This is a genomic window from Allobosea sp. NPDC055353, assembly GCF_053644975.1.
Genome location: NZ_JBSHMC010000002.1, coordinates 573,163 through 587,998 on the forward strand (window position 1 = coordinate 573,163; position 14,836 = coordinate 587,998).

Annotated in this window: 13 protein-coding genes; 9 read left to right on the forward strand and 4 right to left on the reverse strand. The window is 67.6% G+C overall.

The features are described from left to right. Nucleotides 1–46: 46 nt before the first annotated feature. Both dapF and mtaB read left to right on the forward strand, forming a co-directional pair. Nucleotides 47–931: a diaminopimelate epimerase gene (gene dapF / locus ACWIEX_RS16070; protein ID WP_454034014.1), complete on the forward strand. Its 885-nt coding sequence runs from the start codon at nucleotides 47–49 to the stop codon at nucleotides 929–931. Further along, entirely contained in the window at nucleotides 931–2,199 is a 1,269-nt protein-coding gene (gene mtaB / locus ACWIEX_RS16075; RefSeq protein WP_454034015.1) for a tRNA (N(6)-L-threonylcarbamoyladenosine(37)-C(2))-methylthiotransferase MtaB, read from the forward strand. Before dapF ends, mtaB begins: the two co-directional genes overlap by 1 nt. A 129-nt stretch (nucleotides 2,200–2,328) precedes the next feature. Here the strand turns inward: mtaB and ACWIEX_RS16080 are convergent, their stop codons facing one another. The 3 genes from ACWIEX_RS16080 to ACWIEX_RS16090 all read right to left on the reverse strand — a co-directional run bounded on the left by ACWIEX_RS16080 (nucleotide 2,329) and on the right by ACWIEX_RS16090 (nucleotide 7,545). Further along, entirely contained in the window at nucleotides 2,329–3,435 is a 1,107-nt protein-coding gene (locus tag ACWIEX_RS16080) for a sulfite oxidase (RefSeq protein WP_454034016.1), read from the reverse strand. Between the two features lie 99 nt (nucleotides 3,436–3,534). Further along, a complete protein-coding gene (locus ACWIEX_RS16085; protein ID WP_454034017.1) occupies nucleotides 3,535–5,250 on the reverse strand; it encodes an AMP-binding protein in 1,716 nt (571 codons plus the stop codon). Between the two features lie 210 nt (nucleotides 5,251–5,460). Next, nucleotides 5,461–7,545 carry an elongation factor G gene (locus ACWIEX_RS16090; RefSeq protein ID WP_454034018.1) on the reverse strand — a complete coding sequence of 695 codons (2,085 nt, stop codon included), beginning with the start codon at nucleotides 7,543–7,545 and terminating at the stop codon, nucleotides 5,461–5,463. A 429-nt stretch (nucleotides 7,546–7,974) separates the two neighbouring features. Between ACWIEX_RS16090 and ACWIEX_RS16095 the strand changes: the two genes are divergently transcribed. After that, entirely contained in the window at nucleotides 7,975–8,163 is a 189-nt protein-coding gene (locus tag ACWIEX_RS16095; protein ID WP_061969378.1) for a hypothetical protein, read from the forward strand. Between the two features lie 214 nt (nucleotides 8,164–8,377). Here the strand turns inward: ACWIEX_RS16095 and ACWIEX_RS16100 are convergent, their stop codons facing one another. Beyond that, nucleotides 8,378–9,166, reverse strand: a complete 789-nt coding sequence (locus tag ACWIEX_RS16100) for an SDR family NAD(P)-dependent oxidoreductase (protein ID WP_454034019.1) — start codon at nucleotides 9,164–9,166, stop codon at nucleotides 8,378–8,380. A gap of 179 nt (nucleotides 9,167–9,345) precedes the next feature. Here ACWIEX_RS16100 and rplS point away from each other — a divergent pair, with 179 nt between their 5' ends. From rplS to leuC, 6 genes are all read left to right on the forward strand, one after another. Beyond that, complete coding sequence (gene rplS / locus ACWIEX_RS16105; protein ID WP_091856317.1) at nucleotides 9,346–9,741, forward strand: 50S ribosomal protein L19; 396 nt, start codon at nucleotides 9,346–9,348, stop codon at nucleotides 9,739–9,741. Between the two features lie 177 nt (nucleotides 9,742–9,918). Continuing rightward, nucleotides 9,919–10,368: a MarR family winged helix-turn-helix transcriptional regulator gene (locus ACWIEX_RS16110; protein ID WP_454034020.1), complete on the forward strand. Its 450-nt coding sequence runs from the start codon at nucleotides 9,919–9,921 to the stop codon at nucleotides 10,366–10,368. After that, nucleotides 10,365–11,999, forward strand: coding sequence for an efflux MFS transporter permease (locus ACWIEX_RS16115; protein WP_454034021.1), 1,635 nt, complete (start codon nucleotides 10,365–10,367; stop codon nucleotides 11,997–11,999). The genes ACWIEX_RS16110 and ACWIEX_RS16115 overlap by 4 nt, the downstream gene beginning before the upstream one ends. A 15-nt stretch (nucleotides 12,000–12,014) precedes the next feature. Next, nucleotides 12,015–13,058, forward strand: coding sequence for an HlyD family secretion protein (locus tag ACWIEX_RS16120; RefSeq protein ID WP_454034022.1), 1,044 nt, complete (start codon nucleotides 12,015–12,017; stop codon nucleotides 13,056–13,058). A 79-nt stretch (nucleotides 13,059–13,137) separates the two neighbouring features. Further along, a complete protein-coding gene (locus ACWIEX_RS16125; RefSeq protein ID WP_156407152.1) occupies nucleotides 13,138–13,290 on the forward strand; it encodes a hypothetical protein in 153 nt (50 codons plus the stop codon). Between the two features lie 111 nt (nucleotides 13,291–13,401). Continuing rightward, nucleotides 13,402–14,820, forward strand: a complete 1,419-nt coding sequence (gene leuC / locus ACWIEX_RS16130) for a 3-isopropylmalate dehydratase large subunit (RefSeq protein WP_454034023.1) — start codon at nucleotides 13,402–13,404, stop codon at nucleotides 14,818–14,820. Nucleotides 14,821–14,836: the final 16 nt, after the last annotated feature.

Sequence of the window (14,836 nt, forward strand, 5' to 3'; positions counted from 1 at the left end):
ACGTCGTCTCCGCCATAGACCCACTATTCACGGGACGTGTGACCAAATGAACGCTCTGGCCAATCGCCGGTTCCTGAAGATGAACGGGCTCGGCAACCAGATCACGGTGCTGGACCTGCGCGGCACCAAGCATGTCGTCAGCGAAGCGGAAGCCCGCGCGATCGCCTCCGAGCCCCGCGCCCGCTTCGACCAGCTCATGGTCCTTCACGATGCCGCGACGCCCGGGACCGACGCCTTCGTGCGCATCTACAACACCGACGGCTCGGAAGCCGGCGCCTGCGGCAACGGCACGCGCTGCGTCGCCTGGGCGATGATCGCCGATCCGCAGATGGGCGATCTCAACAAGACCCGGCTCACGCTCCAGACCAAGGCTGGCCTGCTGCCGGCCTTCCGCGAGGGCGAAACGCTCTTCACCGTCGACATGGGCGCGCCGCGCCTCGACTGGGACCAGATCCCGCTAGCTGAGCCTTTCGACGATACCAGCCGCTTCGAATTGCAGATCGGGCCGATCGACGATCCGATCCTGCACACGCCCTGCGCCGTCAACATGGGCAATCCGCACGCGGTCTTCTTCGTCGAGGACCCCTATGCCTACAATCTCGAACAGATCGGCCCGCTGCTCGAGAACCACCCGATCTTTCCGGACCGCGCCAATATCGAGCTCGCCGCGGTCAAGGCGCCCGACCATATCGTGCTGCGCGTCTGGGAGCGCGGCGCCGGCATCACCCAGGCCTGCGGCTCGGGCGCCTGCGCGGCACTGGTCGCAGGCGTGCGCCGCGAGCTCACGGCACGCAAGGCAACCGTCAGCCTGCCCGGCGGCGATCTCGCCATCGAATGGCGCGAGCGCGACGGCCATGTCCTGATGACCGGCCCGGTCGAATTCGAATGGGAAGGCACGCTCGACCCGGCGTTGTTTTCGAGCGCCGCCTGATGCCGCTGGAGGTCGTCACCTTCGGCTGCCGCCTCAACATCGTCGAGAGCGAGGCGCTGCGGCTCCAGGCGGAAGTCTCCGGGCTGAAGCACGCCGCCATCGTCAATTCCTGCGCCGTCACCGCCGAGGCAACCCGGCAGGCGCGGCAGGCCGTGCGCCGCCTCAAGCGCGAGCAGCCGGACAGGCCCGTCATCGTCACCGGCTGCGCCGCGCAGATCGAACCCGAGCGCTTCGCCGAGATGCCGGAGGTCGACCGCGTCCTCGGCAATGACGAGAAGCTGCGCCCCGAGAACTGGACGGCGCTCGCTCGCTCCAACAGCCTCGGCCATCCCGACACCCCTGCGGACAAGCTCGATGTCGGCGACATCATGGCCCGCACAGCCTTGCGCGCGCCTGTCACCGGCCGCTTCGCCAGCCATACGCGCGGCTTCGTCCAGGTCCAGAACGGCTGTGATCATCGTTGCACATTCTGCGTCATCCCGTTCGGCCGCGGCAATTCGCGCTCGCTCGCCATCGCCGATGTCGTCGCGCAATGCCGCACCCTGCTCGAAGCAGGCGCCCGCGAGATCGTTCTGACCGGCGTCGACCTCACCAGCTATGGCCGCGACCTGGCCGATGAGCCGACCTTGGGAGCGCTCGCCGGGGCGATCCTGCGCGCCTTGCCTGAATTACAGCGCCTGCGCCTCTCCTCGATCGACGCCGTCGAGGTCGACGATACCTTGCGCGACCTGCTCGCGACCGAGGCCCGCCTGATGCCGCATCTGCATCTCTCACTGCAGGCCGGCGACGACCTCATCCTCAAGCGCATGAAGCGTCGCCACGGCCGCGACGACGCCATCCGCTTCTGCGCCGAGATCCGGGCGTTGCGTCCCGATATCGTCTTCGGCGCCGATCTCATCGCGGGCTTTCCGACCGAGGACGAGGCCATGTTCGCCCGCTCGCTCGACCTCGTCGCGGAATGCGGGCTCAGCTTCGTCCATGTCTTCCCCTACTCGGCACGCCCCGGCACGCCGGCTGCGCGGATGCCGCAGCTTTCGGGAGAGATCGTCTCGGAGCGCGCCGCGCGGCTGCGTGTGGCGGGAGGCGCCGCGCAGGAACGCCATCTCCGTGAGCGTATCGGCCGTCCGCTCAGAGTGCTGACCGAACGCGGCAATACCGGCCGCGCCGAGGATTTCACGCTGATCCGCTTCGCCAGCGACATCGCGCCGGGCGAGATCGTGCCGGTCACCGGCCACGCCGCCGACGGCAAGGCGTTGTTGGCGGCCTGAGCTCATTTTCCTGGGAAGAGTGGCCGCCTCGGTCGCCGATGGGAGGAGGAGTGACCGAGGCGGCAGAGCCATGCCCGGAATGGCAGACCCGCATATTAGACGCAGCAACTCGCCAAAAGGTTCAAAGCCTCACACGACAACCGAGCCGCGCACGCGCTGGACCTGATTGTTGCAGTATCCCCGCGGGTTCCAGGCCGGTTCCAGCGGCTGGACGCCGCCCTCGGCATCGCGCGCCCGCGCCATGACGACGAAGGGGCCCGGCTGTTCAGCCGCGATCTCCGCCTCGAAGCGCCGCCAGGCGAAACGCCCCTCACCCGGCTGCAATTCGACATCGCGCCAGCTCTCGCCGCCATCGCTGGAAATTGCGACGGCTTCCAACGGCACGGCCCCGCTCCAGGCGAAGCCCGCGACCTTCAGCCGCTCGCCTTGCTTCACCACGAAACCGTCTGATGGAGCCGTGATGAGCGATTTCACCGGCATGTTGGTGATAACAGCGAAATTCGCCGGATCGAGCGGTTTGCCCGGGCGCACCGGATGGATCGGCAAACGATAATCGGTGCCGCGCATCTTCTCGCCGTCATGCTCGATATCGCGCAGCGTGATCCGGTCGAGCCATTTCTGCCAGGCCGAACCGGGATAGCCCGGTGCGACGATGCGCAACGGCCCGCCATGCAGGCGCGGCAGAGGCTCGTCGTTCATGGCGAAGGCGATCAGGGTTTCGGGAGCCACCGCCTTGGCCATCGGCAAGCCGCGCGAGAGCGCGGCCTTATCCGGCTTGCCGATCTGCCGGTCCGGCGCGTGATGGGCCGTATAGACCGCCCCCTGCCTGGGGCCGGCATGTTCCAGCACATCCGCCAGCCTGACCCCGGTCCAGCGCGCGCAGCCGACAGCGCCGAGCCGCCATTGCAGCCCGTCCGTCGCCGGCGAGAACTGCGAACGGCCATTGCCGGCGCATTCCAGGACGGCGGTGACCGTGACGGTTTCGAAGCGCTGGCGCAGACCCTCGACGGTCCAGACGGCCGGACGCTCGACCTCGCCATCGACGGTCAGCGTCCAGCCGCTCTCGTCGATCTCCGGCAGATGGCCGTTATTGCGGATGAAGAAGGCATCGACCGGCGTGATCGGATCGCCGAGCAGGGCGAGCGCCGGCTCGGCGTTCAACGCCTCCTCCTCATAGACATGGAGGCCGGGCTTCAGGCGGCGCAGCAGCGGCAATTCGGCAAGGCGATGGGGCAAGCGGCAAGGATCTCCGGCGGCGCGAGACGGTCACCCGTCCCGGCGAAAGCCGACAAGAGATGGCACGTTGCCCGACCGGCTGTCGACCGTCGCCCAGCGTCAGTGCCTGGCGACGACCTCCTCGCGCAGCGCCCGGCGCAGCACCTTGCCGACATTGGTCTTCGGCAGGCTCTCGCGGAAGAAGATCTGCCTGGGCACCTTGTAGCCGGTGAGGTTCTCCTTGCAGTAGGCCCGCAGCGCATCCGTCGTCAGGGTCGGATCCTTGCGGACGACGAAGGCGGTGACAGCCTCGCCGGAATGCTCGTCGGGCAGGCCGATGACGGCCGATTCCAGCACGCCGGGATGCGAGGCCAGCACGTCCTCGACCTCGTTAGGATAGACGTTGAAGCCGGAGACCAGCACCATGTCCTTCATCCGGTCGACCACCCTGGTCTGCCCGTCCGGCAGCATGATACCGACGTCGCCGCTGCGGAAATAGCCGTCGGCGGTCATCGCCTTGGCGGTCTCGTCCGGGCGGTTCCAGTAGCCCGCCATCACCTGCGGCCCGCGAATGCAGATCTCGCCGGCCTCGCCGAGCGGCATGTCGTTGCCCTCGGCGTCGCGGATCGCGATCTCGGTCGAGGGAATCGGATAGCCGATCGTACCACTGAACTCCGTGATATCGGGCCGGTTGATGGTGGCGACGGGCGAGGTCTCCGACAGGCCGTAGCCCTCGATGATCGGGCGCCCGGTCACGGCCTTCCACTGCTTGGCGACCGCGGCCTGCGTCGCCATGCCGCCGGCAACCGCGAAGCGCATCTCGGAGAAGTCGACTTCCTTGATCTCGGGATGGTTGGCGAGCGCATTGTAGAGCGTGTTGACCCCCGAGAAGAGCGTGAAGCGGCTCGCCTTCAGCGTCTTGATGAAGCCGGGTATGTCGCGCGGATTGGCGATCAGCAGGCTCTTGGCGCCGATACGCAGCAGGAACATGCAGCAGCAGGTCAGCGCGAAGATGTGGTAGAGCGGCAGCGCCGTCACCATGACGTGCTGGTAGTCGCTGCGGCCGAGCGGCGGCTCCAGCATCCATTCGAGCCAGAGACCAGCCTGCTGGACGTTGGCGGCGACGTTGCGATGCGTCAGCGTCGCGCCCTTGGCGACGCCGGTCGTGCCGCCGGTATATTGCAGGAAGGCGACATCCTCAGGCACGACCGTCACCGGCGTCATCCGGGCACCGCCGTGCAGGATCTGCTGAAAACCGATGGAGCCGGGAAGATCGTAAGGCTTCACCACCTTCTTGACCCGGCGCGCGACGAAATTGACGATCTTGCCCTTGAAGCCCATCAGGTCGCCGGCCGTGGCGATGACGATGGCGTCGAGCTTCAGGTTCGGCTTCGCTTCCTCGACGACATGGGCGAAGTTCTCGATCACCACGAGCACCCGCGCCCCGGCATCGTTGATCTGGTGCGTCAGCTCACGCGCGGTGTAGAGCGGATTGACGTTGACGACGGTAAAGCCGCCGAGCAGCACGCCGAAGATCGCTGCCGGATAGGCCAGGATGTTCGGCATCATCAGGGCGACACGATCGCCCTTCTTCAGGCCCTGCGCCTGCAGCCAGCCGGCGAAGGACTCAGCGGCGCGGCGCGTCTCGGCGAAGGTGATCGCCTTGCCGAAGCTCTCGAACGCCGGCCGATCGGCATGGGTGGAACAAGCGGAGCCGATCAGGTCAGCCAGCGTCCCGATCTTCGCTTCGTCGAGTTCGGGCGGCACGGCCGGCGGATAATGCGCGAGCCACGGGCGCGAGGCATTCCTGGCCTGCGTGGCGCCGGTCGCAGTCATCGTTCCCTCCAGTTGCCCGGTTGGCCGCCTCACGGCGGGTTCCGGTGCATTTTCATGATCGTACAGTGCGGAACAGCGGCCGGCAGCGCAAGCGCCGACCGCCATCGACCGTGGAATGTTTACATCTAAACAGTTCGCCCTGCATGAAATCAAGCCCAAACCGGGAGCCGAATGACGGCTCCCGGAGCGAAGGGTGGGTCCAAGGCAGAATCAGCGCGCTTGCGCGAGGGTCAGCGCCTGCGCGGAAACCACCGCCTCGGCCGGCTTGCCGGCGAGTTCCGCCAGATGATCGAAGCGCGCGCTGAACGAGCCGACGCCCGAGGTGGCCGAGCGCAACTCGACGATCAGGCCGGTCATCTCGGCTTCCGGCACCAGCGCCTTGATCTGGTCCCAGCCGCGCCAGCCCGCGCGGGTATCGTAACCGAGGATCTGCCCGCGCCGGCCCGAGATCAGCGCCGAGGCCCGCGACATCGCCTCGGAAGGGATGACCACATCGACCGACAGGATCGGCTCGAGCAGCACCGGCTTGGCCTGCGGCATCGCCTCGCTCATCGCCAGCCGCGCCGCCTGCCGGAACGCCATGTCCGAGGAATCGACGGTGTGATACGAGCCGTCCGTCAAGGCGACCGCGACATCGACGATCGGGAAGCCCAGCGGCCCCTTCTCGCAGAAATCGCGCATGCCGGCCTCGACCGAGCCGATATACTGGCGCGGCACGACACCGCCGGTGATCTTGTCGACGAACTGGATGCCCTCCCCGCGCGGCAGCGGCGCGACCTCGATCACCACGTCGCCATACTGGCCATGGCCGCCGCTCTGCTTGCGATGCCGGCCCCGCGCTCCCGCCTGGCCGCGGATCGTCTCGCGATAACCGACCTGCGGCGCCTTGCTCGTCACCGTCACGCCATAGCGGCCGGCGAGCTTTTCGAGCGCCACGCGCAGATGCATCTCGCCCTGGCCCGACAACCGGGTTTCGCCGAGTTCCGGCACCTGAGTCACCGCGAGCGCGGTGTCTTCCTCGGTCAGGCGCTGCAAGGCCGCCGCCAGCCTGACATCGTCCTTGCGGTCCTTCACCGCGATGGCGAAGGCATGGACGGCCTCGGGCGGCGCGACCGCGCTGACCACGCTCGCCCGCGTCTTGCCGAGCATGAAGGCCTCGCCTGTCGCGATGCCGTCGAGCTTCGCGAAGCCGGCGACCTCGCCCTCCTCCGCCGCAGGCTTTCGGCTCTGCTCCGCTCCCTTAAGGGCGAGGACACCGGCGATACGGGCTTCCGCCCCGCCGGACGAGGTCACGACATCGCCCTCCGCCAGCCGCCCGCGCATCACCCGCGCCAGCGAGACCTTGCCACCCTGGCTCGAATGCCAGGTCTTCATCACCTGGGCGAGCGGCGGTCCCTCGGCGAGGATGCCGGCGCGCCCGCGTGTCTCGGCGAGACCGGGCGCCTCGTGCCTGAGCGCCTTGAGCAGCCGCGTCACGCCATTGCCGCGCTCGGCTGCGCCGATCAGCACCGGCACGACATGGCGATGCTGCAACTCGCGCGCGAGATCGTCGAAGACGCGGTCGCGCGGCGGTTCCATGTCCCCCAGCAGCTCCTCCATCAGGTCGTCGTCGTAATCGGCGAGCCGCTCCAGCATCGAGAACCGCGCTTCCTTCTCGCGGCCCGCCTCGTCGACGGCCAGCGGCACGATCTCGCTCGGCGCATGCTCGCGATAGATGAAGGCCCGCTCCAGCGCGAGGTCGATGAAGCCGACCGCGATCCCGTTCTTCCAGATCGGGATCTGGCGCAGCAGCAGCGGCGTCCGCGAGGCCCGTTGCAGGATGCCGAGCGTCTCGCGCACCCGGCGCGAAGCCGTGTCGATCTTGTTCAGGAACAGGAAGCGCGGGATGTCGGCCTCCTCCAGCTCGCGCAGCACGAGCTCCAGCGCTGGCGCCTTCCTGTCATCCGCCTCGCAGACCACGACGGCCGCATCCACTGCCGGCAGCACATGGCGCATCTCGTGCAGGAACTCGACCGAGCCGGGGCAGTCGATGAAATGGAAGGTATCGCCGAGGAAATCGACGGTCGCGACCGTGGGCTCCGTGCTCATCTGGTGCGCGCGCGCCTCCGGCGCCGCATCGCCGACCGTGTTGCCGCCCTTGACCGTGCCGGTGCGGGTCAGCGCGCCGCATCGCATCAGGATGCTTTCGAGCAGCGTGGTCTTGCCGCTCTGGAAGGGGCCGACGATCGCGATGCATCGCGGCCCCGCGCGTCGGGTGCCGTTTGCGGGACCGCCATTCTGAGCCGATGCAGGCATGACTTCCTCCTTCGGGGCTGGCCGCGATGGAGGAGAGGTTCGAGCGGCCCCGGCTCCGGCGCGGTGGAAGCCGGCGGGAACAGCGAATGCGCTCACACCGGATGGGCGGCGGTCGCTCGGGCCCGACGGGGTCGGGCGGCCGTCGGAGAGGCAGTTGAGGAGAGGTTCGCGCCGATCGGGAGCGGACGCAAGCGCTTTATCGGCACGGTCGCGGCGAACGGGCGAGGCCCGGACCATCACCGGTATCGGAACGGCTATCGCTCCGCCGGGACCCGTGATTTCATCGGGAGATCCGCGGGGTTGCCCGCACGAGAAGCGAGCCGGCACCTTCACGCTCCCTGCGTCTCCGAAGCAGGGGAACCTGAAGGATCGCCGGACATTCTATGGGCGGACCGCCGCAGCGGCCGCAGGGATGCATGGAGACAGCCGATGCCCGAGAATGCTTCGCAAATGGACCTGGACGAGCGCATCGCCCTCCTCCGGCGCAATATCTCCGAGCTGATGGAACAAGCGACGGGAGCCTCCGGCGCCGCCGTGGAGGAAGCCCTCGCCAACCGGCTCGGCGAGCAGCAGGACATGCTCAACGAGCTGCTGAAGAAGCGTGAGGCGATGGGGTAGGGACGTTTTCCGCAGCCGACTGAATCTGCTGCACCACCTTTTGTCATTCCGGGGCGCGCCACAGGCGCGAACCCGGAATCCACGACTGGGTGGGACATTTCATGCCGCGTTGCCAGCCGCTCGCCCAGTCGTGGGTTCCGGGCTCTTCGCTGCGCGAAGCCCCGGAATGACAAATGTGGCGCGAAGCCGCTGCGAGCTGGTTGCAGTACCGCCGTCAGAGATTGCGCCGCTCGCCGCGAAGCGTCGCGAGCCCGATACCGGCGGCATCGAAGCCGCCATCGACGGCCAGGACCTGCCCGGTGATATAGCTCGACCGGTCGGAGCAGAGGAAGAAGATGGCCTCGGCCAGCTCCTCCTCCAGCCCGTAGCGGCCGAGCGGGACGGCATCGCGATAATCCGCCCGGATCTCCGGGCTGTGCACCGCCTTGGCCATCGCCGTCTCAACCGGCCCCGGCGCGACCGCGTTGACGCGGATGCCCAGCCCCGCGAGTTCGACCGCCTGCTGCTTGGTGAGATGGGCGAGCGCGGCCTTCGAGGTGCCGTAGGCGACGCGCAGGGTCGAGGCGCGCAGTCCCGAGATCGAGGTGATGTTGACGACGGCGCCGCCGCCATTGTCCGCCATCGCCCGCGCCGCGAGCTGCGTCGCCAGGAACGGCCCGGTGAGATTGACCGCCAGCACCCGCTGCCATTCGTCATGGCTGGTTTCGAGCATCGGCTTGAACACCGCCGTGCCGGCATTGTTGACGAGGGCATCGAGCCGTCCGAAGCGCTTGGCCATGCCGGCGAAGGCGGATTCGAGCTGGGCGGGCATGGCCACGTCGCAGGTCAGCACCAGCGTCCGCTCCGGCGTGGCGATCTCGGCCGCGGCCCGCTCGAGCCCCGCCCCGTCTATGTCGAGCAGGCCGACCTGCCAGCCCTCGGTCAGGAAGCGCTTGGCGGTGGCGAGGCCGATGCCGCGCGCGGCTCCGGTCACGAGGGCGGTCTTGATAACGGGATCGGTCATGGCATCTCGTCCGGTAGCTTGTCGCTTCCGCACAGGCTATGCATGCCGGCAGCGCCGCCAACAAGCCGGCATTGCCGCTCGACAAACTCCCCGCGCTCCTGTAAGGCCCCGCACTCAACTGAAAACAGCGCGCCGTAACGCCCGCGTGAACACACGCGACAACGGCCATGGAGAGACCCATGAACATCATCGAACAGCTCGACGCCGAGCAGATTGCCAAGCTGAGCGAAGGCAAGGCCATTCCCGCCTTCCAGCCCGGCGACACCGTGCAGGTCAACGTCAAGGTCAAGGAAGGCGAGCGTAGCCGCGTCCAGGCCTATGAAGGCGTCGTGATCGCCCGCAACGGCGGCGGCCTCAACCAGAGCTTCACCGTTCGCAAGATTTCCTACGGCGAGGGCGTCGAGCGCGTCTTCCCGCTGTTCTCGCCGAACCTCGATTCGATCAAGGTCATCCGCAAGGGCAAGGTGCGCCGCGCCAAGCTGTATTACCTGCGCGATCGTCGCGGCAAGTCGGCCCGTATCGCCGAGCGCGTCGATGCCAAGCCCGCCAAGGGCCAGAAGGCCGCCGGCAAGTAAGCCGAAGCCTCAGCGCAAAAAGATTGGAACGCGGTCCTTCGGGGCCGCGTTTTTTATTGCCCGCGGACCGAAATGGTCATTCTTAAAACGCATACCAAACAGCTTTACTATCGCTTGATATGCGCCAAGAGCGCATATAAGTATGACAATCATTAGCATGCTATTTATGTTGCTCCTATGGACCTCATCCAGCTTCAGGCCGCGTTCACCGGCGAACTTGCCGCCGTCAACCGCAAGCTGAGAGCGCTTGTCGACGAGCGTGCCCGCGGCATGGGCCTGACCCTGTCGCGGGCACGCCTGCTGATGGAACTCGCGCGGGATGACGGCCCGATCCAGTCCGACCTCGCCGGCCTGCTCGACATCGAGCAGCCGACGCTGGTTCGGCTCCTCGACGGGCTGGAACGCAACGGCATGATCGAGCGCCGCGCCGTCGAGGGCGACAGGCGTGCACGCCGCGTCTTCCTGACCGAAAGCGCCCGGGCCCAGGCGCAGGACATCCTGAATTTCCTCACCGAGCTGCGCGCCGGCATCCTGCAGGGCATCGCCCCCGCGGAGATGGAAGCGGCGCTTGACGTCCTGCGCCGCACCTCGCGCAATATCGCCGCCGGGCGGAACGCCGCGCCATGAGCGCGCCCGAAACCACCGCTGCGCCTGCCGCGCCGGCACCGGCTCCCACGGGGCTCACCATGCCGCCGGCCCGGGCGCTCGCCTATATGCTGGCTTCGGTGACGCTGGCCATGACCCAGCAGATCGGCGCGAACCTGGTCAACACCAATGTCTACCAGATCCAGGGCGAGCTCGGCGCCACGCTGGCCGAGACCAACTGGCTGATCGCCGCCTATATGGCCCCGAACGTCTCGCTCTCGATCGCGCTGATCAAGATCCGGATGCAGTACGGCTTGCGCAATTTCGCCGAGATCAGCCTCGCCGGCTTCGTCCTTGCCGCCTTCCTGAACCTCGCCTTCGTCCATGACCTGCCATCGGCCGTGGTCGTGCGCTTCATGAGCGGCATGGCGGCGGCGCCGATGTCCTCGCTCGCCTTCTTCTACATGATCGAGCCGCTGCCGCCGCAGAAGAAGCTCACCGTCGGCCTGTCGCTCGCGCTGACCAACACCACGCTCGGCATCCCCGTGACGCGCCTGATCTCGCCCTGGCTGCTGGAGCTCGGCGGCTTCCACGGGTTGACGCTTTTCGAGATGGGCCTCGCCATGGTCGCCTTCGGCTTCGTCTTCGCCTTGCCGCTGACCACGCCGCCGCGCGTCAAATGGATCGGCCCCCTCGACATCGTCAGCTACCTGCTCATCGCGATCGGCTTCGGTTCGATCGCCGTCGCCCTCAGCCTAGGGCGCATCTACTGGTGGTTCGAGGCGCCTTGGCTGGGCTGGCTCTTCGCCTGCGCCGTGATCTGCCTGACGCTGGCGGTGATCGTCGAATTGCATCGCGACAGCCCGCTCATCGACATCCGCTGGCTGACCAGTCCGGCTACGCTGCATTTCGCCGGCGCCATTCTCCTGATGCGCATCGTGCTGGCCGAGCAGACGGTCGGCGCCTCGAATTTCTTTCAGGCACTCGGCATCCAGAATGAACAGACCATGCCGCTTTACGGCCTGATCCTTTGCGCGATCCTGGCCGGCGGCGTGACCTGCGCGCTGCTGCTGCGGCCCGGCCGGGAGAACTGGTTCTACGGCACCGCGCTCGCCTGCGTTGCGCTCGGCGCCTGGCTCGACAGCGGCGCCACCAGCCAGACGCGTCCGCATGACATCTGGCTGAGCCAGGCCCTCGTCGCCTATGGCTCCGGCCTTTTCCTGCCGGCGGCAATGGCGCAGGGCATGGGCGGCGCGATCGCGCGCGGCCCGATCTATATCCTGAGCTTCATCACCGTCTTCCTGTTCACGCAGAGCATCGGCGGGCTGCTCGGCTCGGCTCTTTTCGGCACCTTCATCACGTTGCGCACCACGTTCCATTTCAACGTGCTGGCCGAGCATTTTGTCCTGTCCGAGCCGTTCTTCGCCCAGCGCGTCAACCAGTTTGGCGGCATCTATAGCCATGTCCTGACCGACCCGACGCTGCTGCGGGCGGAAGGCGTGACGCTGCTCACCCAGCGGGCCTCTCAGGAGGCCATCGTTCTCGCCTATAACGACGCCTTCATGCTGATCTCGGCCATCGCGAGCCTCGCGCTGCTCGGCCTCCTCTCCCACCTCGCCTATCTGCAACTGCGCAAGCGCCTTGCCCCTCCCGCCGTTCAACCCGCTCCCTGACCGCCCAGCCCCGCCATGACCCGCATCCTCCGCTCCGTCTCGACCTATGTGGCACTCGCCATCGGCCTCATCGGCCTCGCCGTCATCCTCTACGCCTGGCGCCTGCCGCCCTTCTCCAGCGCGATCGAGGTGACCGAGAACGCCTATGTCCGCGGCCAGATCACCGTGATCGCGCCGCAGCTCGCGGGCTATGTGGCCGAGGTGCCGGTGCAGGACTTCGCCACGGTGAAGCGGGGCGACCTGCTCCTGCGCATCGACGACCGCATCTACGCCCAGAAGCTGGAGCAGGCCCGCGCCGGCCTCGCCGCCCAGCGTGCCGGGCTCGCCAATTCCGACCAGTCGCGCGCCGCCGCCGAAGCCCGCCTGCGCGCCGCCGTCGCCAATGTCGCCAGCGCCGAGGCGGCCTTGCGTACCGCGGAGGCCAACTGGGGCCGCATCGAACCGTTGCGCGAGCGCGGCGTCGTCAGCCAGACCTCGACCGACCAGAGCCAGCAGGCGCTCGACCAGGCCCGTGCCGCGATCACCGCGACCAATGCCGCCGTCGATGTCGCCCGGCAGGACATCCAGACCGCGATCGTCAACCGCCAGTCGCTGGTCGCGGCGGTCGAGGGCGCCGAGGCCGCCGTCCATCTCGCCGAAATCGACCTCGGCAATACCCGCATCATCGCCCCGCAGGACGGGCGGCTCGGCGAAGTCTCGGCCCGGCTCGGGCAATATGTCTCGGCCGGCACGCAATTGATGGCGCTGGTGCCGAACCAGGTCTGGGTCGTCGCCAATTTCAAGGAGACGCAGCTTGCCGGCATGCGCGCCGGCCAGCCGGTGAGCTTCACCGTCGATGCCCTGCGTCACGCCCGCCTGACCGGCAGGATCGAGCGTTTCTCACCGGCAGCCGGCTCGGAGTTCAGTGTCATCCGCCCCGACAACGCCACCGGCAACTTCATCAAGATCGCGCAGCGCGTGCCGGTGCGCATCGCCGTCGACCCCGACCAGCCTCTCGCCGAGCGGCTGGCGCCCGGCATGTCCGTTGTCGTCAGCGTCGATACCTCTGCGTCACGCTGATGGCGCAGCTGCAACGGCGCCGATTGTCCGGCTTGATTGGAACTGCTAAACAGTAGCCATGTCGCCGTGTGAGCATCATTTGCAGCGCTTCAGCGTCGTGCAGGGAGAGGGCCATCTGCCGCCCCTGCCGACGACGCAGGATTTTGCCGCGCTGCACGACCATGCCCGGCTGCCATGGCGCTTTTTCGGCCGCTTTACCGCCTCGATTGCCGCAGGCCTTACCGGCGCCTGAGACCGGCCGCCTCCGTGCGGCCGGCGACAGGCGAACCGTTTTTGCGTGCCGGCCAAAGCGAGCCGGCGCATCAATCTTCACGCAGATTTCCGAAGACCGAGGCCTCAAGCCATGACTGCGACCACCGGACCCCGCACCCTCTACGACAAGATCTTCGACGACCACGTCGTCGACCGGCAGGAGGACGGCACCTGCCTGCTCTATATCGACCGCCACCTCGTCCATGAGGTGACGAGCCCGCAGGCCTTCGAGGGCCTGCGCATGACCGGCCGCAAGGTCCGCGCACCCGAGAAGACGCTCGCCGTCGTCGACCACAACATCCCGACGACCGACCGCAGCAAGGGCATCGCGGAAGAGGAAAGCCGCATCCAGGTCGAGGCGCTCGCCAGGAACGCCCGGGATTTCGGCGTCGAGTATTTCAACGAACTCGACAAGCGTCAGGGCATCGTCCACATCGTCGGCCCCGAGCAGGGCTTCACCCTGCCCGGCACCACGATCGTCTGCGGCGACTCGCATACCTCGACGCATGGCGCCTTCGGCGCGCTCGCCCACGGCATCGGCACCTCGGAGGTCGAGCATGTGCTCGCCACCCAGACGCTGATCCAGAAGAAGGCGATGAACATGCTCGTCCAGGTGGACGGCACGCCTGCACCCGGCGTCGGCGCCAAGGACATCACGCTCGCCATCATCGGCGAGACCGGCACCGCCGGCGGCACCGGCTCGGTGATCGAGTATGCCGGCGAGGCCATCCGCGGCCTGACCATGGAAGGCCGCATGACCCTCTGCAACATGTCGATCGAGGGCGGCGCCCGCGCCGGCATGGTCGCGCCGGACGAGAAGTCCTTCGCCTACCTGAAGGGCCGTCCCAAGGCGCCGCAGGGCGCCGCCTGGGACGCCGCCGTCCGCTACTGGGAGACGCTGCGCACCGACGAGGGCGCGCATTTCGACCGCGTGATCCGCCTCGACGCCGCCAACCTGCCGCCGATCGTCTCCTGGGGCACGAGCCCCGAGGACGTGATCTCGGTCACCGGCGCGGTGCCTGATCCGGAGCTGATCGCTGACGAGGTCAAGCGCGCCTCGAAGAAGCGCGCGCTCGAGTATATGGGCCTGACCGCCGGTACCAAGATGACTGACATCCAGCTCGACGTGATCTGGATCGGCTCCTGCACCAATGGCCGCATCGAGGATCTGCGCGCCGTCGCCCGCATCGTCGAGGGCAAGAAGCTCCATGAAAGCCTCGACTACGGCATGATCGTTCCCGGCTCCGGTCTGGTGAAGGAGCAGGCCGAGGCCGAGGGGCTCGACAAGATCTTCCTCGCCGCCGGCTTCGAATGGCGCGAGCCCGGCTGCTCGATGTGCCTCGGCATGAACCCGGATCAGCTCAAGCCCGGCCAGCGCGCCGCCTCGACCTCGAACCGCAATTTCGAGGGTCGTCAGGGCTATCGCGGCAGGACACATCTGGTCTCGCCGGCGATGGCGGCGGCGGCGGCCCTCACCGGCCGCTTCGTCGACGTCCGCACGCTGGGCTGAGGCGGACAAGCGGGGA